The sequence below is a fragment of the Phytohabitans sp. LJ34 genome, from assembly GCF_052068095.1.
Lineage (GTDB): Bacteria > Actinomycetota > Actinomycetes > Mycobacteriales > Micromonosporaceae > Phytohabitans.
Genome location: NZ_JBQHDG010000002.1, coordinates 96519 through 117733, shown reverse-complemented (window position 1 = coordinate 117733; position 21215 = coordinate 96519). Strand labels below are relative to the sequence as shown.

The 21215-nt window shown below is 72.3% G+C and carries 11 protein-coding genes; 8 read left to right on the top strand and 3 right to left on the bottom strand.

Annotation, left to right across the window (positions count from 1 at the left end):
* The first annotated feature begins 1 nt into the window (after nt 1).
* The 4 genes from ACTMTJ_RS03600 to ACTMTJ_RS03585 all read left to right on the top strand — a co-directional run bounded on the left by ACTMTJ_RS03600 (nt 2) and on the right by ACTMTJ_RS03585 (nt 10006).
* Nucleotides 2-841 (top strand): carbohydrate ABC transporter permease, encoded by an 840-nt coding sequence (locus tag ACTMTJ_RS03600; RefSeq protein WP_441214593.1) that lies wholly within the window; start codon nt 2-4, stop codon nt 839-841.
* Nucleotides 842-857: 16 nt separating this feature from the next.
* Nucleotides 858-2213, top strand: coding sequence for a GH1 family beta-glucosidase (locus tag ACTMTJ_RS03595; protein ID WP_441214592.1), 1356 nt, complete (start codon nt 858-860; stop codon nt 2211-2213).
* 322 nt (nt 2214-2535) lie between these two features.
* Complete coding sequence (locus ACTMTJ_RS03590; protein ID WP_441214591.1) at nt 2536-5742, top strand: DUF4082 domain-containing protein; 3207 nt, start codon at nt 2536-2538, stop codon at nt 5740-5742.
* Nucleotides 5743-5752: 10 nt separating this feature from the next.
* On the top strand, nt 5753-10006 hold the full coding sequence (locus tag ACTMTJ_RS03585; protein WP_441214590.1) for a DUF4082 domain-containing protein: 4254 nt from the start codon (nt 5753-5755) through the stop codon (nt 10004-10006).
* Here the strand turns inward: ACTMTJ_RS03585 and ACTMTJ_RS03580 are convergent.
* The gene (locus ACTMTJ_RS03580; RefSeq protein ID WP_441214589.1) at nt 9973-10977 is read right to left on the bottom strand and encodes a 2-dehydropantoate 2-reductase; all 1005 of its coding nucleotides are present in this window, start codon (nt 10975-10977) and stop codon (nt 9973-9975) included. The two genes, ACTMTJ_RS03585 and ACTMTJ_RS03580, sit on opposite strands and share 34 nt — an antisense overlap.
* 104 nt (nt 10978-11081) lie before the next feature.
* Here ACTMTJ_RS03580 and ACTMTJ_RS03575 point away from each other — a divergent pair, with 104 nt between their 5' ends.
* Nucleotides 11082-14651, top strand: coding sequence for a trypsin-like serine peptidase (locus ACTMTJ_RS03575; protein ID WP_441214588.1), 3570 nt, complete (start codon nt 11082-11084; stop codon nt 14649-14651).
* Here the strand turns inward: ACTMTJ_RS03575 and ACTMTJ_RS03570 are convergent.
* The gene (locus ACTMTJ_RS03570; RefSeq protein WP_441214587.1) at nt 14644-15405 is read right to left on the bottom strand and encodes an IclR family transcriptional regulator; all 762 of its coding nucleotides are present in this window, start codon (nt 15403-15405) and stop codon (nt 14644-14646) included. The two genes, ACTMTJ_RS03575 and ACTMTJ_RS03570, sit on opposite strands and share 8 nt — an antisense overlap.
* A gap of 97 nt (nt 15406-15502) precedes the next feature.
* On the opposite strand from ACTMTJ_RS03570, the gene ACTMTJ_RS03565 reads away from it, so the two are divergent.
* Both ACTMTJ_RS03565 and ACTMTJ_RS03560 read left to right on the top strand, forming a co-directional pair.
* Nucleotides 15503-16432 carry a 5-dehydro-4-deoxyglucarate dehydratase gene (locus tag ACTMTJ_RS03565; protein ID WP_441214586.1) on the top strand — a complete coding sequence of 310 codons (930 nt, stop codon included), beginning with the start codon at nt 15503-15505 and terminating at the stop codon, nt 16430-16432.
* Nucleotides 16429-17688 (top strand): enolase C-terminal domain-like protein, encoded by a 1260-nt coding sequence (locus ACTMTJ_RS03560; protein ID WP_441214585.1) that lies wholly within the window; start codon nt 16429-16431, stop codon nt 17686-17688. Before ACTMTJ_RS03565 ends, ACTMTJ_RS03560 begins: the two co-directional genes overlap by 4 nt.
* A 985-nt stretch (nt 17689-18673) precedes the next feature.
* Here the strand turns inward: ACTMTJ_RS03560 and ACTMTJ_RS03555 are convergent.
* The gene (locus tag ACTMTJ_RS03555) at nt 18674-19543 is read right to left on the bottom strand and encodes a DUF559 domain-containing protein (RefSeq protein ID WP_441214584.1); all 870 of its coding nucleotides are present in this window, start codon (nt 19541-19543) and stop codon (nt 18674-18676) included.
* 294 nt (nt 19544-19837) lie between these two features.
* On the opposite strand from ACTMTJ_RS03555, the gene ACTMTJ_RS03550 reads away from it, so the two are divergent.
* Nucleotides 19838-21166, top strand: a complete 1329-nt coding sequence (locus ACTMTJ_RS03550; protein ID WP_441214583.1) for a UDP-glucose dehydrogenase family protein — start codon at nt 19838-19840, stop codon at nt 21164-21166.
* The last annotated feature ends 49 nt before the right edge of the window (nt 21167-21215 follow it).

The following is a 21215-nucleotide window of genomic DNA, read 5'->3' as shown; positions in this document are numbered from 1 at the left end:
CATGCGTGAGACCACCGCCGAGCGCTGGTCGCGGCGCGTCGTGCTCACCCTGCTCACGTTGTTCACGATCACGCCGCTGTACGTGATGCTCAGCTCCGCGCTCAAACCGCTGAAGGACGTGCAGGGCGCGTTCACGTGGTTTCCCTCGCGCCCGAGCGTCGAGGCGTTCGTCGACATGTGGAGCACCGTGCCGCTGGGCCGGTACCTGGTGAACAGCCTGCTGGTTTCCAGCGTGGCGGCGCTCGTCTCGGTGGCGATCGCCGTCTTCGCCGCGTTCGCGGTCAGCCGGTACCGCTTCCGCGGCCGGCAGGTCTTCTCGGTGACCGTGCTGTCGACGCAGATGTTTCCCGGGATCCTCTTCCTGCTCCCGCTCTTCCTCATCTACGTCAACCTCGGCAACGCCACCGGCGTCGAGCTGTACGCCAGCCGCACCGGGCTCGTCATCACGTACCTGACGTTCTCGCTGCCGTTCTCCATCTGGATGCTGGTCGGCTACTTCGACTCGATCCCGCGCGGGCTCGACGAGGCCGCGCAGGTGGACGGCGCCGGTCCGATGAGGACACTCTTCCAGGTCATCCTGCCGACCGCCGTGCCGGGCGTCGTGGCGGTCACGGTCTACGCCTTCATGACCGCGTGGGGCGAGGTGCTCTTCGCCTCCGTGATGACCGACGAGAACAGCCGCACCCTCGCCGTCGGCCTTCAGGGGTACGCGACCCAGTACCAGGTCTACTGGAACCAGGTCATGGCCGCGTCGCTGGTCGTGAGCATCCCCGTGGTCGCCGGTTTCCTGATGCTCCAACGCTATTTCGTGGCCGGCCTGACCGCCGGCGCAGTCAAGTGAGAAGGGTTGTCGACGAGTGCCGGACCTAACCAAGCTGCCGCCCGACTTCACCTGGGGCGTCGCCACCGCGGCGTATCAGATCGAAGGTGCCGTCGACGAGGACGGCCGGAAACCGTCCATCTGGGACACCTTCAGCCGGGTACCCGGTGCGATCGACAACGCGGACAACGGCGACGTCGCCTGCGACCACTACCACCGGTGGCCCGAGGACGTGGCGCTGATGCGCCGGCTCGGCGTCCAGGCGTACCGCTTCTCGGTCGCCTGGCCGCGGGTCGTCCCGGACGGCACCGGCCAGGTCAACGCGGCCGGCCTCGCCTTCTACGACCGCCTCGTCGACGGGCTGCTCGAGGCGGGCATCAAGCCGATGGTCACGCTCTACCACTGGGACCTGCCGCAGGCGTTGCAGGACAAGGGCGGCTGGCCCGAGCGGTCCACCGCCGAGGCGCTCGCCGACTACGCGACGGTCGTGGCCGGCGCGCTCGGCGACCGGGTCACGGAGTGGGTGACCGTCAACGAGCCGCTGTGCGTCTCCTGGATCGGCCACCTGGAGGGGCGGATGGCGCCCGGCGTGCGCGACCTCGGCCTCGCCGTGCGCGCCAGCCACCACACGCTGCTCGGCCACGGTCTGGCCACCCAGGCGATCCGGGCCGCGGCGGCCCGCCCGCCGTCGGTGGGCATCGTGCTCAACCCGAGCCCCTGCGAGCCGGGCAGCGAACGCCCGGAGGACGTGGCCGCCGCGCGGCGCGCCGACGGGCACACCAACCGCTGGTGGCTCGACCCGCTGTACGGGCGCGGCTACCCGGCCGACATGGTCGAGACGTACCGCCACGAGCCGCCCGTCCAGCCCGGCGACCTGGAGCTGATCGCGACGCCGACCGAGTTCCTCGGCCTCAACTACTACTTCCGGCAGCTCGTGGTCGACGACCCCGAGGGGCCCGCGCCGTACGCCCGGCAGATCCCGGTGCCCGGCTCGATGGAGACCGCGATGGGCTGGGAGATGTACCCGTCCGGCCTCGAGCAGCTGCTGGTCGGCGTGTCGGAGACGTACCGGCCGGCGCGCGTCGTCGTCACCGAGAGCGGCTCGGCGTGGCGTGACGAGCTCACCACGGACGGCGAGATCCAGGACAAGGAGCGCACCGACTACCTGGAGCAGCACATCGACGCCTGCGCCTCGGCGGCCGGTCGGGGCGTGCCGATTGACGGCTACTACGTGTGGTCCCTGCTGGACAACTTCGAGTGGTCGTACGGGTACGACAAGCGCTTCGGGCTGGTGCACGTCGACTACGACAGCCAGCGCCGCACCATCAAGGCCAGCGGCCACGCGTACGCCAACCTGATCGCCCAGCACCGGCAGGTGACCGCGGTCAACTGAGACCTCCCCGTCGGGGGAGACAGCGCGGGGCCGGCCCGCCGCCCGCCGTTGGCACCTGGGCGGCGGTGACCGGCCCCGCGCGCGTGCGTACCTACCCGGACGGCGCCGCGGACGGGGCCGGATCACGGGAAACCGGCCGATACGCCGAGCCGTGCCGTACGGACAGCCACGATCAACCAGGCGGAACGGATCACTCAGCCGCGTGCGTCGGCTTCCCGACAGAGGAGCCGGAACGGTGGACCCATTATGTCGACACCGTGAATCGGGCACCCGATTGACTCGCGACGCCGCCGGGAGACCCGCGGCCGGGAGGCAGTGCGCCATGAAGACAGGCAGATCCGCTACGCGGCGCGCCGTGGTCGCCGTTGCCACGCTGCTCGCCGCCGCGGCCGTGACGTTCGGTGCCGAGCCGGCCGCCGCGGCCGATCCGTGCGCGCCGCTGCTCAACCCGATCGCCTGCGAGAACAGCAAGCCCGGCACGCCGAAGAGCACGTGGGACGTGTCCGGCGCGGGCAGCGCCACCATCCAGGGCTTCGCCACCCAGATGAGCGTCAACGCCGGCGAGACGGTCAGCTTCAAGGTGAAGACGGTCGCCACCTCGTACCGGCTCGACATCTACCGGATGGGCTTTTACGGCGGCAACGGCGCCCGGCTGGTCGGGTCGGCCACCCGCAGCGGCGCGCAGAGCCAGCCCAACTGCCTCTCCGAGCCGAGCACCGGCCTCGTCGACTGCGGCAACTGGGCGGTCTCCGCCTCCTGGCCGGTCCCCGGCACGGCGGTGTCCGGCATCTACTTCGCGCGGCTGGTGCGCACCGACGGCACCAGCGGCGCCAGCCACGTCTTCTTCGTGGTGCGCGACGACGCCAGCCACTCGGACATGGTGTTCCAGACCTCCGACACCACCTGGCAGGCGTACAACCAGTACGGCGGCAACAGCCTCTACGCCGGCGCGCCGGTCGGGCGGGCGTACAAGGTGAGCTACAACCGGCCGTTCGGCACCCGGGGCAACGCCGCGGAGGACTTCGTCTTCAACGCTGAGTACCCGATGGTGCGCTTCCTGGAGTCCAACGGCTACGACGTCAGCTACATCGCCGGCGTCGACACCGACCGCCGCGGCCCGCTGCTGCGCAACCACAAGGTGTTCCTGTCGGTGGGTCACGACGAGTACTGGTCGGGCGCCCAGCGGGCGAACGTCGAGGCGGCCCGCGACGCCGGCGTCAACCTCGCGTTCTTCAGCGGCAACGAGGTGTTCTGGAAGACCCGGTGGGAGCCGAGCGTCGACGGCTCGGGGACCGCGCACCGGACCCTCGTCTGCTACAAGGAGACCCACGCCAACAGCCGGATCGACCCGCAGGCACCGTCGACCTGGACCGGCACCTGGCGGGACCCGCGGTTCAGCCCGCCCGGCGACGGCGGCCGGCCGGAAAACGCGCTGACCGGCACGTCCTTCAAGGTGAACGCCGGCACGGTCAACCTCCAGGTGCCGGCCGCCGACGGCAAGATGCGCTTCTGGCGCGGCACCACCGTCGCCACCCAGGCCGCCGGCGCCACCGCGACGTTGGGCACCGGGACGCTCGGCTACGAGTGGGACGTCGACGCCGACAACGGCTCCCGCCCGCGCGGCCTCATCCGCCTGTCCACCACCACGGCGAGCGGCCTGGACCTGCTCCAGGACTACGGCAGCACGTACGGCGGCGGCAGCGCCACCCACAACCTGACGCTCTACCGGGCGCCCAGCGGCGCGCTGGTCTTCGGCGCCGGCACCGTGCAGTGGTCCTGGGGCCTGGACAGCAACCACGACCGCGGCTCCGGCGCCGCCAGCACGCCGATGCGGCAGGCGACGGTCAACCTCTTCGCGGACATGGGCGTGCAGCCCGCCACGCTGGTGTCCGGGCTGACCGCCGCGACAAGGTCGACGGACACGACCGGGCCGAGCGCGACGATCACCCCGCCGGGACCCGGCGCGACCTTCCAGGTCGGCGCGCCCGCCACCATCTCCGGTACGGCTACCGACACCGGAGGCGGGGTAGTGGGCGGCGTCGAGGTGTCCGTCGACGGCGGCGCGACGTGGCACCCGGCGAACGGCCGAGCCAACTGGTCGTACACCTGGACTCCGCAGGCGGCGGGGGCGGTGACGCTGCGAGTGCGGGCGACCGACGACAGTGGCAACGTCGGCGCCGACGGCCCCGGGTCGGTGACCATCGGCGCGCGGACCTGCCCGTGCGACATGTGGGGCACGTCGGCCGTCCCGGCGACGCCGTCCGACCCGGATTCCTCGCCGACCGAGGTGGGGGTCAAGTTTCGCTCCGATGTGGCCGGTCACGTGTCGGCGCTGCGGTTCTACAAGAGCACCGCCAACACGGGTACCCACGTCGGGCACCTCTGGACGGCGAGCGGCACCCAGCTGGCCAGCGTCACCTTCACCGGCGAGTCGGCGAGCGGCTGGCAGACCGCCACGTTCTCCACACCGGTCTCCATCAGCGCCAACACCACGTACGTCGCGTCGTACTTCGCGCCGAACGGCCACTACGCCGGCGACCCGGGCTACTTCGCACAGTCGGGCTGGGACGCGGCGCCGCTGCACGCCCCGCGCGACGGGGCCGACGGTCCCAACGGCGTCTACCGCATCGGGATGGGCTTCCCGACCCTCGCCTGGGAGTCGGCGAACTACTGGGTCGACGTGGTGTTCAGCCCCTCGGGTGGCGCGCCCGACACCACGCCGCCGACGGTGACGGCCAGGACACCGGCGGCCGGTGCCACGGGTGTCGCGACCAACACGGCGGTGACGGCGACGTTCAGCGAGGCCGTGCAGAGCGGCACGATCGCCATGACGCTGCGCGACCCGGGCGGGGTGACCGTGCCGGGCGCCGTGACCTACGACGGCGCCACGCGCCGGGCAACGTTCACGCCGTCCGCGGCACTCGCGGCCTCGACGACGTACACCGCCGGCGTGAGCGGCGCGGCCGACCCGAGCGGCAACGTGATGGCGCCGCTCTCGTGGACGTTCACGACGGCGGCGACGCCACCGCCGTCCGGGTGCCCGTGTTCGATCTGGTCCGCGTCGGCGACGCCGGGGACGCTCTCGGATCCCGACACCGACCCGGTCGAGCTCGGCGTCAAGTTCCGCTCCACTGTGGGCGGCCAGGTCACCGGCGTCCGCTTCTACAAGGGTTCGGGCAACACCGGCACGCACGTCGGTCACTTGTGGACCAGCTCGGGCACGCTGCTGGCGACGGTGACGTTCACGGGTGAGACCGCGAGCGGCTGGCAGCAGGCCACGTTCGCCACACCGGTCTCCATCAGTGCGAACACCACGTACGTCGTGTCGTACTACGCGCCGAACGGCCGGTACTCTGCCGACAACAACTACTTCGGGGGATCAGGCGTCACCAACGGACCGCTACAGGCGTTGCAGAACGGTGTGGACGGCGGCAACGGCGTCTACCGCTACGGCTCGGGCGGGGGGTTCCCGACCAACACATGGGAGTCGAGCAACTACTGGGTCGACCTAGTATTCGTCACCAGCTGAGGAGCCTTCCATGCCCGGCACCAACCGTTGGCGTCGGCTGTTCGCGCCAGCCCTTTGCCTCGTGCTCGCACTGACGGCGCTGACCGTGCTCCGGCCGGCCACCGCCGCGGCGGCCGCACCGTGCCCGTGCTCGATCTGGCCCGCCACAGCCACACCGGCGTCACCGTCCGATCCGGACACCGATCCGGTGGAGCTCGGCACGAAGTTCCGCTCCGATGTGGACGGTGCCGTCACCGGCGTCCGCTTCTACAAGGGCATGGGAAACACCGGCACGCACGTCGGTCACCTGTGGACGAGCTCGGGCACGCTGCTGGCTACGGTGACGTTCACGGCCGAGACGGCGAGCGGCTGGCAGCAGGCTACGTTCGCCGCACCGGTGTCGATCACCGCCAACACCACGTACGTCGTGTCGTACTACGCGCCCAACGGGCGATACGCGGGCGACGTCAACTACTTCGCGAACACGGGCGTGGACAACGCACCGCTGCACGCCCTGCGGGACGGGGTGGACGGCGCCAACGGCCTCTACCGGTACGGCACCGGCGGCGGCTTCCCGACGAACTCGTGGCAGTCGGCGAACTACTGGGTCGACGTCGTCTTCGACACCTCCGTCGCAGACACCACGCCGCCGGCGGTTGCCTCGACGAACCCGGCCGCGAACGCCACCGGTGTGCCGGTCGGGACGGCGATCAGCGCGACGCTGAACGAGGCCGTCGAGGCGGGCACCGCGAGCCTGACGCTGACCGCTGGCGGCACCCCGGTGGCCGGCAGCACCGCGTACGACGCGGCGAGCCGCACGGTTACCTTCACGCCCTCGGCGGCCCTGGCGGCGTCGACCGCGCACACCGCCACCGTCAGCGGCGCGCGAGATCCGAGCGGCAACACGATGTCCCCGTTCAGCTGGTCGTTCACGACGGGTGCGGTGACGGCCGGCTGCCCGTGCACCATCTGGGCGGACACCGCGACACCGGCGACGCCGAGCGTCAACGACAACTCGGCCGTGGAGGTCGGCGTCAAGTTCCGCACCAACCAGGCGGGGTACATCACCGGGCTGAGGTTCTACAAGGGCAGCGGCAACACCGGCACACACACCGGATCGCTGTGGTCGAGCACCGGCACGCGACTCGGCACGGTCACCTTCACCGGGGAGAGCGCGTCCGGGTGGCAGACCGCGACGCTGCCATCGCCGGTGCCGGTCAGCGCCAACACCATGTACGTCGCGTCGTACCACACGACCACCGGCTTCTACTCGGCCACGAACAACGGGTTCGCGTCGGCGGTGACCCGCGGCCCGCTGACCGCCGTGGCCAGCGGCGGCTCGGGCGGCAACGGCGTCTACGCGTACGGGACCGGTGGCTTCCCGAGCAACACCTTCCAGGCCACCAACTACTGGGTCGACGTGGTCTTCAACCAGACCGCGGCCGACAACACCCCGCCCACGCTCACGGCCCGGGTACCCGCGGCCGGAGCGTCCGGGGTCGCGACGACGGCGCGGGTCACCGCGACCTTCAGCGAACCGGTGACCGGATCCAGCGTCGTGATGTCGCTGGCCGGGCCGGGCGGGGCGGTCGCCGGCGCTGCCGCGTACGACACGGCGACGAACACCGCCACCTTCACACCGGCGGCGGCCCTGGCCAACTCCACCTCCTACACGGCCTCGGTCAGCGGGGCGCGGGACCCGGCCGGCAACGTGATGTCGCCGGTCACCTGGTCCTTCACCACCGCGGCGCCGCCCCCGCCACCGCCGGACCAGGGCCCGGGCGGGCCGGTGCTGGTCATCAAGGGCGCCACCGGGTTCACCAGCTTCGCGGCGGAGGTGTTGCGGGCCGAGGGCCTCAACGAGTTCGTCACCGCCGATCTGTCCACGGTGAACAGCGCGGTCCTCAGCCAGTACGACGTGGTCCTGCTCGGGTCGACGACGCTGACCGTGGCGCAGGTCAGCATGTTCACGACCTGGGTGACCGGCGGCGGAAACCTCATCGCCTTCCGGCCGGACAAGCAACTCGCCACTCTCCTGGGCCTGGTCAGTACGACGGGCACGCTGGCCAACGGCTACCTCAAGGTGGACACCGCGAGCGCGCCCGGGGCCGGCATCACCGACCAGACCATCCAGTTCCACGGCACCGCCGACCGGTACACGGCGCTGACCGCGCGGGCGGTGGCGACGCTCTACTCCAGCCCCACGGCCGCGACCACCAACCCCGCCGTCACGCTGGTGAGCGTGGGCCTCAACGGCGGGCAGGCGGCGGCGTTCACGTACGACCTGCCGCAGTCGCTTGTCCACACGAGGCAGGGCAACCCGGCGTGGGATGGGCAGGAGCGTGACGGCGCCGCCCCGATCCGCTCCGACGATCTCTATTTCGGCGGCTCCAGCCCCGACTGGGTCAACCTCGACAAGGTCGCCATCCCGCAGGCCGACGAGCAGCAGCGCCTCCTGGCCAACCTGATCGGCACGATGAACCTCGACCGCAAGCCGCTGCCCCGATTCTGGTACTTTCCGCGCGGCCTCAAGGCGGTCGTCGTGGCCACCGGTGACGACCACGGCAACGGTGGCACCGGCGGCCGCTTCGACCAGTACCTCGCGAACAGCCCGCCGGGATGTGTCGTGGACAACTGGCAGTGCCCGCGCTTCACGTCTTACATCTACACGAACACGCCGATGAGCAACGGCCAGGCCGCCTCGTACAGCGCCAGTGGCTTCGAGGTGGGGCTGCACGTCAGCACGAACTGCGGTAACTACACGGCGAGCTCCATCGCCTCGACCTACTCCACGCAGCTGAGCCAGTTCACGCAGAAGTACAGCGGCGTGCCGGCGCCGGCGACCAACCGTACCCACTGCATCGTGTGGTCGGACTGGTCTTCGCAGGCGACCACCGCGGCCGCCAACGGGATCCGGCTGGACACCAACTACTACTACTGGCCGGGAACATGGGTGGCCGACCGGCCGGGCTTCATGACCGGCTCCGGCATGCCGATGCGCTTTGTCGGCAAGGCCGGCGCGCTGATCGACGTGTACCAGGCCGCGACCCAGATGACCGACGAGTCTGGCCAGAGCTACCCGTTCACGCCGGACACGCTGCTCGACCGGGCGCTCGGCCCGCTGGGCTACTACGGCGCGTTCACCGCGAACATGCACACCGACCAGGCCACCACGTTCCAGAGCGACCAGCTGCTCGCCTCGGCGCAGGAGCGCGGCGTGCCGGTCATCAGCGCGCGGCAGCTGCTCACCTGGCTCAACGGCCGCAACGCCTCGTCGTTCTCCGGGATCTCGCGCAGCGGCAACACGCTCACGTTCGCGGTCAACGTCGGCGCCGGCGCCAACGGTCTGACCGGCATGGTGCCGACCGCCGGCACGGGCGGCACCACGTTGAGCACCCTGAGGCTCGGCGGCAGCCCGGTGACGTTCACCCGCACCACCGTCAAGGGCGTCGAGTACGCGATGTTCGCCGCCGCGCCGGGCACCTACACCGCGACGTACGCGGCCGGCGGCGGCGCGGCGGCGGCCCGCACCGCGCCGGTGGCACCGAGGCTCGGCCCGCCGGCCCCGGCCACCGCGCCGACGGTGTCCACTGTGGAGGTGAGCCCGCTGCCGGACGGCACCGCCGGGTTCGCCTGGCGCACCGGCACCAAGACCGGCGGGACGCTGCTCATCGGGTCCACTCCGGACAAGCTGGAGCCGCTGTCGGCCAGCGGCACGAAGACCAGCCACACCGTGGTCGCGACCCGCCTGCGCCCGGACACCACCTACCACTACCGGGTCCGGAGCACCGACGCGGCCGGCAAGGCCGTCGTCTGGCCGCCGGAGGGGCAGCCGCCGGCGCGGTTCGTCTCCTCCGCGCTCGGGGTCGCCGACCGCACCGCGGCGCAGTTCCGCACCGGGCGCGGCGGCGTGGGCACGGCCGTGCGGAAGGACGGGCTGGGCGCGCTGGCCCTGGCGCCCGGCACGCGCGCCGGAAACCGCGTCTCCCGCGTGCTCGACGCCGGGCAGATGGTGACCTGGGACCGGCTGACCTACGGCGCCACCGTGCCGATCGGCTGCTCGCTGCGGATCAGCGTGCGCACCGGCAGCACGTCGACGCCGGACGCGTCGTGGTCGGCGTGGACCCCGGTCGCCCAGGGCGGCCGGGTCGAGGCAAGCTCCCGCTACGTCCAGTACCGGGTCGAGCTGACCGCGGTACGCGCGGGCCGCACCCCGGCGCTGCACTGGCTCGGCATCACCAGCAACGCGACCTACACGCCGCCCGCGGGGGAGGTCGGCCGGTAGAGGCCGCGCTGCCGGGCGGCCAACCGGGTCAGGCCGAGCAGCGCGTCCATGTGCGGCGTCGGCGTGCCCGTGGCCTGGGCGATCTCCCGGACCACCGTGACCATCGCGTCGAGCTCCAGGGGGCGGCCGGCCTCCGCGTCCTGGAGCATCGACGTCTTGAACGCCCCCAGCCGGCGGGTCACCTCGTTGCGGTCTTCGGCGCTCTGCGCGATCGGGCAGCCGATCCGCTCGCCGATCGCGGCCGCCTCGGCCATGACCGCGCGGACGAAGCCGTTGACGAGCTCGTCGTCGAGGATCAGGTCGGCGGTCACCCCGGCGAGGGCGGAGATCGGGTTCATCGTCATGTTGCCCCACAGCTTGTACCAGATGTCCTGCTGGATCCGGGGCGAGAGGGTGACCGTGAAGCCGGCCTTGCCCGCGACGGCGGCCAGGCTCTCCAGGCGCTCCGTCGTGCCGCCCGCGGGCTCGCCGAGGATCAGGCCGTCGCCGGCGTGGTGGCGGGCCAGGCCGGGCTCCTCGACGCTGGCGCTGAGGTGGACGACGCAGCCCACCACCCGCGCGGTCGGGATCGCCGCGGCGATGGCGCCGTCCGGGTCGACCGCGCGCAGCCGCAGCCCCTCGAACTCGCCGCCGGCGCCGTCGAAGAACCACCACGGCACCCCGTTGATCGCCGGTACGACCACCGTCCGCGGCCCGAGCAGCGGCCCGAGCGTGGGAGCGAGGGCGGGCAGCGCGTGCGCCTTGACGGTCAGCAGCACCACGTCCTGCGGCCCGAGCGCGGCGGGGTCGTCGCTCGCCTCGACCGGCCCGCCGACGATCCCGTCCGCGGTGCGCAGCCGCCAGCCGTGCGTCCGGAGCGCATCGAGGGTGCGACCGCGGGCGAGGGCGGTGGTGGTGTGCCCGCTGGCGGCCAGCCGGGCACCGATGACGCCGCCGACGGCACCGGCGCCCACCACACATACGCGTGTCACACCGCCCATTCAACCAGCCGGCCCTTTCGGCCGTGTCCGGCTGGCGTTTTCACCGCTTGTTAGCATGGCGCGACGCTGACCCGACTCGTCCGGCAGGAGGTCCCGTGACCGACTCCGCCGAGTTGCAGGGCATCACCATTTCGTCGGCCGGCTGGCGGAGTCCGGGCACCGGCGCGAAAGCGATCCTGGACGCGGGTCTGCGCACCGCTCTGATCGAAGTCGACGGCCGCCGGAGCGGATCCGGCGTGCTGATCGGAAAAGACCTCATCCTGACCGCGCAGCATGTGGTGCGCTCCAAATCCGGCGCGAAAGGAAAACCGGAGATCGTCGCGGTCTTCGATTACGACGAGAGCCCGCTGGCCAGCCCCGCGGAGACCGGGACGAGGGTGCCGGTCGTCGAGATCGTCGCGGAAAGCCCGCCGGCGCCGGCCGAGCTGGGATCGGCGTCGACCTCAGCCGCCGCGGACCATCTCGACTTCGCCGTCCTGCGGCTCATCTCTCCCGCACCACCGGGCACCGACACCTATGGTCACGCGACGTTCCGGAGTTTCTACGAGCTGAAGGCCGTCGAGTACGACATTCGCGGAGCGGAGCTCGTCGTCGTGCACCATCCGCTCGGCGCCGGCCAAAAAATGTCCGAAGTGAAGTCGCCGCGGTGGGACATGGATCGCACCCGGATCCGATACGACAGCAATACCCTCCAGGGATCGTCCGGCGGGCCGATCGTCGACCACGACGGCAACCTGGTCGCCATCCACCACTATTTCGGAAACCGCCGAAATCAGGGTGTGCCCATTTCCGCGATAGCGCGGCTGCTGCGCGCGGGCCCGCACGCCGGGCTGTTCACCGCGCCGGAGCCGTCCCGGGCGCATGCCGCGGCACCCGCGCCGAGCGCGCGGCCGGCGGCCGGCTACAACCCGTTCGAGCCGCTCGACGAATGGTCGTCGGCTTTCGGCGACGAGCACCGGTCGCAGTACCGGCCGACCCTGTGGGAGTTCACCCGGGGCGAGATCCAGGTGCCCGGCCAGCTGTTGCGGGACGTCACCGAGCGCCTGCGGTCGGGCTGGTGCCTGCTGCTCGGCCGGGGCACCGTCGGCAAGACGACCCTGGCGCTGTTCGTCGGCCTCCAGCACAACAGCACGGGCGGCACCGCGTACTACATGGACTTCGGCGACGGGACGTTCCAGGACCCGGCCGTGCTGATCGACAGCATGTCGGCGCTGGTCGACGACTCGACGCTCTTCGTCGTCGACAACGTCCACGTCAACGAGCGGCTGGCACACCAGCTGTACCGGCACTGGCAGCGGCACGGAGCCGGCAGCCGTTTGCTCCTCGTCGGAAGGACCATCTACCGGACGGTCAAGTCGGGCGTCGAGGGCGCGGGGCTGTCCCGGCTGGCGCCCGACGCGGTGACCCTCGAGGTCACCGACGACGACCTGCTGCTCACCTACCAGAGGCTGGCGCGCATCCACGGGCTCGGCGACGCGGGGCCGACCGTGCCGGCCACGACGCTGGCCGCGTGGCAGGCACTCTTCGCCGGCGACCGGATCGCCTTCGCGCTGGCACTGACGCGTCACCTGGAGAGCCGCGACGCCCGGCGCTGGCTCGGCTCCGGAGCGGCGCTGGCCGCCAACGACGCCATCAGCTACGTGACCGAGAAGTACCTCGATCCCTACCCCGACGCCCGGCCGTACCTGCTGCACCTGGCGACCGCCAGCACCTTCGAGCTCTCGCTGCCGGAGGAGACGGTGCCGCCGGGGGTGATGAACGACCTGGTCGCCGCGGGCATCGTCTACGTGACGACGCACGGGAGCGCGGCGTACCGGCGGTACACGCTGGCGCATCTCGGCCTCGGCCATCTGATCATGGAAGCCAACCGGACCGCCGACGGGATCGCGAGCCTCAGCGCGCTCGCCGTCAGCAGCCCGGCGTTCGGCTTCGCGCTCGCCTGGCGACTCGACCGGGTGGGCCAGCGGGACGAGGCCCTGCGGATCCTGCGGGAGCTCAGCGCCGATCCGCGCCACATGGCCAAGGCGCTGTCCGGCACGCAGATCGCCGTCTCGATCCTCCGGCTCGTCGCCGACCGCGGCGTGCGCACGTACGAGGGGATGGACAACGCGCTCACGCCGATCGGCGTGCCGGGTGCGCTGCTGGACTCGGTGCCGATCCATCTGGGCACCGCGAAGCGGTTCCTGCACTTCGTGAAGGACCGGATGCCGGCGTACTGCCAGCGCCTGTGCGAAGCGCTCGCCGAGCCGGGGCGGCGCGCCGACATCGCGGACGCCGTGCCCAACGACCTCAGCAACGCGGTGGAGTTCCTCACCTACGTGGACCGGTACCACGGCGACCTGGCCGGCGTGCTCGCGCCGCTGCTGGCGGATCCGGAGCGGTGCGCGCGGATCGCGGACAGCGTGGCCAGCCACCTCGGCAACGCGGTGCGGTTCCTGGAGTACGCGGACAAGCGCCACCGTGCCGTCGCGGCGGCGGTCGTACCTCTGTTGCGGGATCCGGAGCGGGCCGCCCGGATCGCCGACGCGTTGCCCAAACAGCTGGGCAGCTCGGTACGGTTCCTCGCCTACCTGGACGGGCGCCCGCGCGGGCTGACCGCGGTGCTCGCGCCGCTGCTGGCGGATCCGGAGCGGTGCGCGCGCGTCGCGGACGCCCTGGCCTACGACCTCGGCGGTGCGATCAGGTTCATCACCTACGCGGACGAGCGGCTCCCCGCGGTGGCGTCGACGATCGAGTCGTTGTTGCGGGACCCGGCGCGGTGTGCCCGGATCGCCGACGCCATGCCCAACAACCTGGGCAACGCGACCGAGTTCCTGGTGTACGCGAAGGAGCGCCTCCCCGAGGTGGCCGCGGCGCTCACCTCGCTGCTCGGCGATCCGGCGCGGTGCGTGCGGATCGCCGACGCCATGCCGCGAAACCTCGGCAACGCCACCGAGTTCCTCGTGTACGCGGCCGACCGCCTGCCGCATGTGACGTCGGCCCTCACCCCGCTGCTCGGGGATCCGGTGCGGTGCGCGCGGATCGCCGACGCCGTGCCGAACAACCTGGGCAACGCGACCGAGTTCCTGGTGTACGCCGACGACTGCCTCCCCGAGGTGGCCTCGGCACTCAGGTCGTTGTTGACGGATCCGGTGCGGTGCGCCGCGATCGCCGAGGCCGTGCCCAACAACCTCGGCAACGCCACCGAGGTCCTCGTCTACGCGGACGAGCGCCTTCCCGAGCTGGCCGCGGCGCTCACCTCGTTGCTCGGGGATCCGGTGCGGTGCGCGCGGATCGCCGAGGCCGTGCCCAACAATCCCGGCAACGCGGCGGCCTTCCTGGAGTTCGCGCATCGGAAGATGCCGGCCCTCGCGGCGCGGCTCGAAGCCATGCTCGACGAGCCGGTGATGGCCAGGCGGATCGTCGACACGTCGATGGTCGGCTTCGAGACGATGCTTCCGTTCATGCAGTTCGCCTACGCGCAGATGCCGGCCGTCGCGGAGCGCCTCACCGTCGAGCTGACCGACATGCGGCGCCGGCCGGCGCTCGTCGAGCTGGCCCAGCGGCACCCGCGGGAACGGGGATCGCTCAAGCGCATCGTGGAGCTGGCGGACCTCCACCACGAGGCGCTCGTCGCGCCACTGTGGACACTCTTCGAGCCGGGCGAGCCGCAGGCGGCTACCTGATGCCCTCGCGGCGGAGCGTGGCGGCGAGGCGCTGCGTGTGTGTCACGACCGCCTTGGCCACGCGGTCGAGCTCCTCGCCCTCGGCCAGGTGGGCGGGCATCGAGCAGGAGATCGCGTCGGTGGCGGGGATGCGGTAGTCGACCGCGGTCGCCACGCACGCCACGCCGGTGGTGCCCTGCTCGCGCTCGAACGCCCACCCACGCGTGCGCACCTCGTCGAGTTCGGCCATCAGCGCGTCGCGGGAGGTGATGGTGTGCGGCGTGTACGACTCCAGGTCGGCCGAGAGCATCGTCTCGACCTCGTCGCGGGTCAGGCCGGCCAGCAGCGCCTGGCCGAGCGCGGTGAGGTGCACCGGCAGGCGGCGGCCGACCCGGGAGATCAGCCGCACCGAGTCGCGGGACTCGCGGCTGGCCAGGTAGATGATGTGCGCATCGTCGCGGCGGGCGTAGTGCATCGTGTACCCGATCTCGGCGCGCAGGTCTTCCAGGCACTCCAGCGCGTATCGCAGGGCGGGGTCGCGGTCGAGGTAGGCGGTGCCGGACAGCAGCGCGTGCGGCCCCACGCCGAACGCGGTGCCGGTCTCGTCGGCCTCCACCCACTTGAGCTCACGCAGTGTGCGCACCAGCGCGTGCAGGCTCGACCGCGGGTAGCCCATCCGCTCCTGGAGCTGGGAGATCGTGAGGCGGGTGGGGGAGCCGGCGAGCACCTCGAGGATGCGGACCGTGCGCTCCGCGGACTTCACAGCTTCCGACATGACAACCCCCACCCGGGACCGGTTGACCGTCATGCTACCGGACGTTAGTTTGTGGGTGTGTGGGCGACAGGATGAGAGAAGCTGTACATATATGTGGATGCCAGCAGAGGCCGACGCGCTCCTCTCCTTCCCGCTGACGCCGTTCACGGCCGATGACGAGGTCGACCTCGACGCGTTCGCCGAGCACGTCGACGAGCAGGTCCTCGCCGGGCCCGCCGCGCTCTTCGTCGCCTGCGGCACGGGGGAGTTCAGCGCGCTCTCCCTCGACGAGTACCGGACGGTCGTCGCCACCGCCGTGCGGGTGGCCGGCGACCGCCTGCCGGTGTACGCGGGCGCCGGCGGCGGGCCGCGCGTGGCGCGGGAGTTCGCGGCGGCCGCCCACGACGCCGGCGCCGACGGGCTGCTGCTCCTGCCGCCCTACCTGGTCGCGAGCACCCCGGCCGGCCTGGTGAGCCACGTCCGCTACGTCGCCGAGGCCGCCGCGCTGCCCACGGTCGTCTACCAGCGGGCCAACGCCGTCCTCGACCCGGACGCGGCGGTGGCGCTGCTCGGCGTGCCCACGGTGGTCGCGGTCAAGGACGGCCGCGGCGACGTCGACGCGATGCTGCGCCTGGTGACGGCGGTGCGGTCGAGCCGCGACCCGCGGGCGGCGGAGTTCGGCTTCCTCAACGGACTGCCGACCGCCGAGCTGTCCGCGCTGGCCTACCGGGCGATCGGGGTGGGCAGCTACTCCAGCGCGGTGCTCTGCTTCGCGCCGGACATCGCCACGGCCTTCCACCGCGCGGTGCGGGAAGGCGACGATGTGACGGTGCGGGTGCTGATCGCGGAGTTCTACCTGCCCTTCGCCACGCTGCGCGACCGCGTGCCCGGCTACCAGGTGGCCCTGGTCAAGGCCGGGGCGCGCCTGGCCGGGCTGCGGATGGGGCCGGTGCGGCCGCCGCTCGTCGACGCCACACCGGCGCACGTCGAAGCACTGGAGGAGATCATCGCCAGTGGCCGGGCCGCCCTCAAGCGGGACGAAGCATGAACCCCGTCACCCGCGTCACCGTCACCCCCGTAGCCTTCGCCGACCCGCCGCTGCTCAACGCGGCCGGGGTACACCAGCCGTGGGCGCTGCGTACGATCGTCCAGGTCCACTGTGGAGACGACCTGGTCGGGCTCGGTGAGACCTACGGCGACGCGCCACACCTCGCCCTCGTCGAGCGGGCCGCCGCCGCACTGTCCGGAGTGGACCCGTTCGACCTCGCCGGCGTGCGCCGCGCCGTGGCGGCCGCGATCGGCGCCGTCGACGCGCCCGACCGCCACGGCCTGACCGGCGGCTCGACACCCGCCAAGACGCTCCTGCGCGTGTACGCGCCGTTCGAGGTCGCCTGCCTCGACCTCCAAGGCCGCATCGCCGGCCGCCCGGTCTGCGACGTCCTCGGCGGGCGGGTGCGCGACGCCGTGCCCTTCTCCGCGTACCTGTTCTACAAGTGGGCCGCGCACCCGGGCGGCGAGCCGGACGAGTACGGCGCGGCGCTCGACCCCGACGGCATCGTGGCGCAGGCACGGGCGCTCGTCGACCGCTACGGCTTCCGCTCCGTCAAGCTCAAGGGCGGCGTCTTCCCGCCCGCCGAGGAGATCGCGGCGATCCGGGCACTGCGCGCCGCCTTCCCCGACCACCCGCTGCGCCTCGACCCTAACTGCAACTGGACGGTCGAGACCTCGTTGAAGGTGGCCGAGGAGACCGAAGGGCTGCTGGAGTACCTGGAGGACCCGACCGCCACCATCCCCGGCATGGCCGCGGTCGCCGCCAAGGCCACGATGCCGCTCGCCACGAACATGTGCGTCGTCAACTTCGCGGACGTGCCCGAGGCGGTCGCCCAGGGCGCGGTCGGCGTGGTGCTCGCCGACCACCACTACTGGGGCGGGCTGCGCGCCTCCGCGCTGATGGCCGGCATCTGCGAGACCTGGGGGATCGGCCTGTCCATGCACTCCAACAGCCACCTCGGCATCAGCCTCGCCGCGATGACCCACCTGGGCGCGGCGCTGCCCAACCTCACGTACGCGGCCGACACCCACACCCCGTGGCAGCTCGGCGCCGACGTGCTCCACACTCCACTGTCCTTCGTGGACGGCGCGGTGCCGGTGCCGGACGGGCCCGGCCTCGGCGTGGCGCTCGACCCCGACAAGCTCGCCCGCATGCACGAGGACTACCTGCGCACCGACATCCGCGAGCGGGACGACACCACCTACATGCGCGCGGTCCAGCCCGACTTCCCGAGCCGGCGGCCGCGGTGGTGAGGGTCACCGGCCACGCCTACCCGTGGGACGTGGTCGGCGACGCCGACTTCCCCGCGCGAGCCCGCGACCTGGGCGTCGACTCGGTCACGCTCGCGGCCGCCTACCACGCCACCCGCGCGGCCACCCCGCTGCACCCGCGGCACCAGATCGTCGACGCCCGCCACACCGCGCTCTACCGCCCGATCCGCGAGCCGGTGTGGGCCGGCCGGCGGCTGCGCCCGATCGGTCCGGAGTGGATGGACGCGCCGGACCCGTACCGCCAGGCCGCCGCCGCGCTGCACGCTGCCGGCCTGCGGGTCGACGCATGGCTCGTGCTCACCCACGACAGCCGGCTCGGCCGTGCCTGCCCCGACCTCGCGGTCGTCAACTGCTTCGGCGAGCCCTACCCCTACGCGCTGTGCCCCGCCCACGAGGAGGTCCGCGACTACGCGGCCACGCTCGCCACCGAGGCGGTGCGCGACGCGCCCGTCGACGGCGTCTCCCTCGAAGCCTGCGGCCAGCTCGGCGTCGCACACGCCGGCACCCACGAGAAGACCGACGGCGCCTGGACGCCCGACGCGGCACGCTGGCTGTCGGTGTGCTGCTGCGCGGCCTGCCAGGCGGCCTGGTCGGCCCGCGGCCTCGACCCCGGCGACGTGCTGACCACGCTGCGCGGCGCGGTCCGCGCGCAGGCGCCGGGCTCGTTCGTTTCCGCCGCCGTCGCCGCGGCGCTGCTCGCCGCCCGGCACGAGACCACCGACCTCCTCCGGGCCCAGACCCTCGACGGGGTACGAGCCAGCGCGCCGGACGCTGTCCTGACACTTCACGCCCAGCCGGACCCCTGGGCGACCGGCCCATCGCCAGGGCTGACGCCCCGCGCGGCCAAGGACGTCGACCGCCTGCTGGTCCCCGCCTGGCCCACGTCACCGTCTTCGGCGGCCGCGGTCGCGTCCGCGGCGTCGACCGGCACACCAGTCGACGCATACGTAACGGTGCTGCCCCCGGCTCAGCCCTCCGACCTACCCGGACACGTCGACCGCCTGCTGGCCGCCGGCGCGAGCGGCGTCGCGCTGTACCACCTGGGCCTGGCCCCCCACACGGGCCAGGACCTGCTGCGAGCCGCGGCGAGGATGTCGAGGATCTCACGCCGCACCGCGTCCGTTTCGCGATACAAGCGGCGGTGAGTGAACCGGACCACCTGGATCCCGTGCGCCGCGAGCCGGGCATCGCGTCGCAGATCCGCTTCGCGCTGCTGCGGTGCCCCGTGTGAGGCCGCGCCGTCCAGTTCGAAGTCGACGCGTTCCTCGCGCGCGAAGACGTCGAGGTAGTAGGTTCGCCCGCCGAGCCGGACCCGCACCTGGCGTTCGAAGGGTGGCATAGCCGGTCCGGTGAACACGTGGTCGTGATCCCAGATCTCCAGGGCGCTGTGGCAGCCGCCGGCCAGTCGGTCCAGCAGGACGCGGATGGCTGCTCGGTCGCTGAGTCGGGGCGTCGCCTCCAGCGCCGCGAGGATCCGCTCCGGCGTCGTCCTGCGGTCGCCGACAGCTCTGATCAGCGGCGCCGGGCGCTGCTCCGGCGACAGGAGGGGCCAGGCGTCCACGAGTGTGGTTTCCAGTCGGGTGACGGGCAGGCCGTCTCGGACGAGGACGTCCGGCGGCTCGATCCGCAGATCTCGGCGCTGGTGCACGACGACCGGCGGGTGAGGACGCAGCCGCACGTCGGCGGGGACGCTGAGGTGCACCGGCTCGGCCGGTTCGGCGGGACGCAGACCCCACACCTCCAGAGCCGTGGTGTGGCTGAGCGCCCCGCGTCCAGCGGCGTAGCGCACCGCGGCGTGCCGCAGCACCGCGACCTGGTCGGCCGCCGTGGCGTCCACCCAGACGCCTGGCAGGAGCCGCCGACCTGGCCGGCGTGGGCCGCCCACTTCAGTGCCCCGGGCGCCACCTCGTCTCGCCGCACTACGCCGTCGCGACGTCCGAGCAGGGCGCGCAGTTCCTCGTTCACGGGGGCGACGGTCGCCCATCCGCATGAGATCGGGCAACAGGGCCATGATCGATCTGTGGATAACTCAGCTCACCGGATGAGGTGATCCGGCCGTCAGTGTGGAGTGACGGTCGGCAACCGGACAGTGGCGTGGCGGGCGCCGAAACCGCTCATAGCCTGGTCAGCCATGGATCGGAGCATGCCGCGGCTGACCGTGATCGGCACGGGCTACCTCGGCGCCACGCACGCCATCTGCATGGCGGTGCTGGGTTACGAGGTGCTCGGCGTCGACGTGGACGCCGCGAAGGTGGGGCGGCTCGCCTCGGGTGAGGTGCCGTTCTTCGAGCCTGGTCTGCCCGAGCTGCTCGCCAAGGCGCTGGAGTCGGGGCGGCTGCGGTTCACGACGTCGTTCGCGGAGGCGGGTGACTTCGGCGACGTGCACTTCGTGTGCGTGGGGACGCCGCAGCGGCCGGGGTCGTACGCGGCCGACATGCGGTTCGTGGACGCCGCCGTCAGCGAGCTTTCGCACCACCTGCACCGGCGGGCGCTCGTCGTGGGCAAGTCGACCGTGCCGATCGGCACCGCCGCGCGGCTCACGTCGTTACTGCAAGGGCTCGCGCCGGCCGGTGCGGCCGTGGAGCTGGCGTGGAACCCGGAGTTCCTCCGCGAGGGGTACGCGGTCGACGACACGATGCGGCCCGACCGGCTCGTCTTCGGTGTCGCGTCGCCGTGGGCGGAGGAGCGGCTGCGCGCCGCCTACGCCCCGGTGCTCGCGCAGGGTACGCCGGCGGTGGTCACCGACCTCGCCACCGCGGAGCTGGTCAAGGTGGCGGCCAACGCGTTCCTGGCCACCAAGATCTCGTATATCAACGCGATGGCCGAGGTGTGCGAGGGGACCGGCGCCGACGTGCACGACCTCGCCGAGGCGCTCGCCTACGACAACCGGATCGGCGGGCGTTTCCTCAAGCCGGGTCTGGGGTTCGGCGGCGGGTGCCTGCCCAAGGACATCCGGGCGTTCCTGCACCGGGCCGAGGAGCTGGGTGTGGGGCAGGCGGTGTCGTTCCTGCGCGAGGTCGACGACATCAACAAGCGCCGCCGGGCGCGCACCGTCGACCTGGTGCGCGAGGTCGTCGGCGGTGACCTTTCCGGGGTACGGGTGGCCGCGCTCGGCGCCGCCTTCAAGCCCAACTCGGACGACGTGCGGGACGCGCCGGCGCTCGACGTGGCCAGCACGCTCCAGAAGGCGGGCGCGGCGGTGCGCGTCTTCGACCCGGCCGCGATGGACAACGCCCGCCGCACGCATCCCGAGCTGTCCTACGGCGAAAGCACCCTGGACGTGGCCCGGGAGGCGGACGTGGTGGTGCTGCTGACCGAGTGGGCCGAGTTTCGCGAGATCGACCCGGTGGCGCTGGCCGGCGCGGTGGCGCACCCCCGGATCGTCGACGGCCGGCACGCGCTCGACGCCGCGGCCTGGCGGGCCGCGGGCTGGGAGTACCGGGCGCTCGGGCGCCCCTAGAGACGGCCCTGGGCCGCTCGCTCACCCCCCGGAGAGAGCGGCCCAGGGT

Excerpts from the sequence above, each read along its gene's own strand:
- ACTMTJ_RS03570 (WP_441214587.1), bottom strand. The coding sequence starts at position 15,405 with ATGTCGGAAGCTGTGAAGTCCGCGGAGCGCACGGTCCGCATCCTCGAG.
- ACTMTJ_RS03600 (WP_441214593.1), top strand. The coding sequence starts at position 2 with ATGCGTGAGACCACCGCCGAGCGCTGGTCGCGGCGCGTCGTGCTCACC.
- ACTMTJ_RS03560 (WP_441214585.1), top strand. The coding sequence starts at position 16,429 with ATGAACCCCGTCACCCGCGTCACCGTCACCCCCGTAGCCTTCGCCGAC.
- ACTMTJ_RS03565 (WP_441214586.1), top strand. The coding sequence starts at position 15,503 with ATGCCAGCAGAGGCCGACGCGCTCCTCTCCTTCCCGCTGACGCCGTTC.
- ACTMTJ_RS03550 (WP_441214583.1), top strand. The coding sequence starts at position 19,838 with ATGGATCGGAGCATGCCGCGGCTGACCGTGATCGGCACGGGCTACCTC.
- ACTMTJ_RS03590 (WP_441214591.1), top strand. The coding sequence starts at position 2,536 with ATGAAGACAGGCAGATCCGCTACGCGGCGCGCCGTGGTCGCCGTTGCC.
- ACTMTJ_RS03585 (WP_441214590.1), top strand. The coding sequence starts at position 5,753 with ATGCCCGGCACCAACCGTTGGCGTCGGCTGTTCGCGCCAGCCCTTTGC.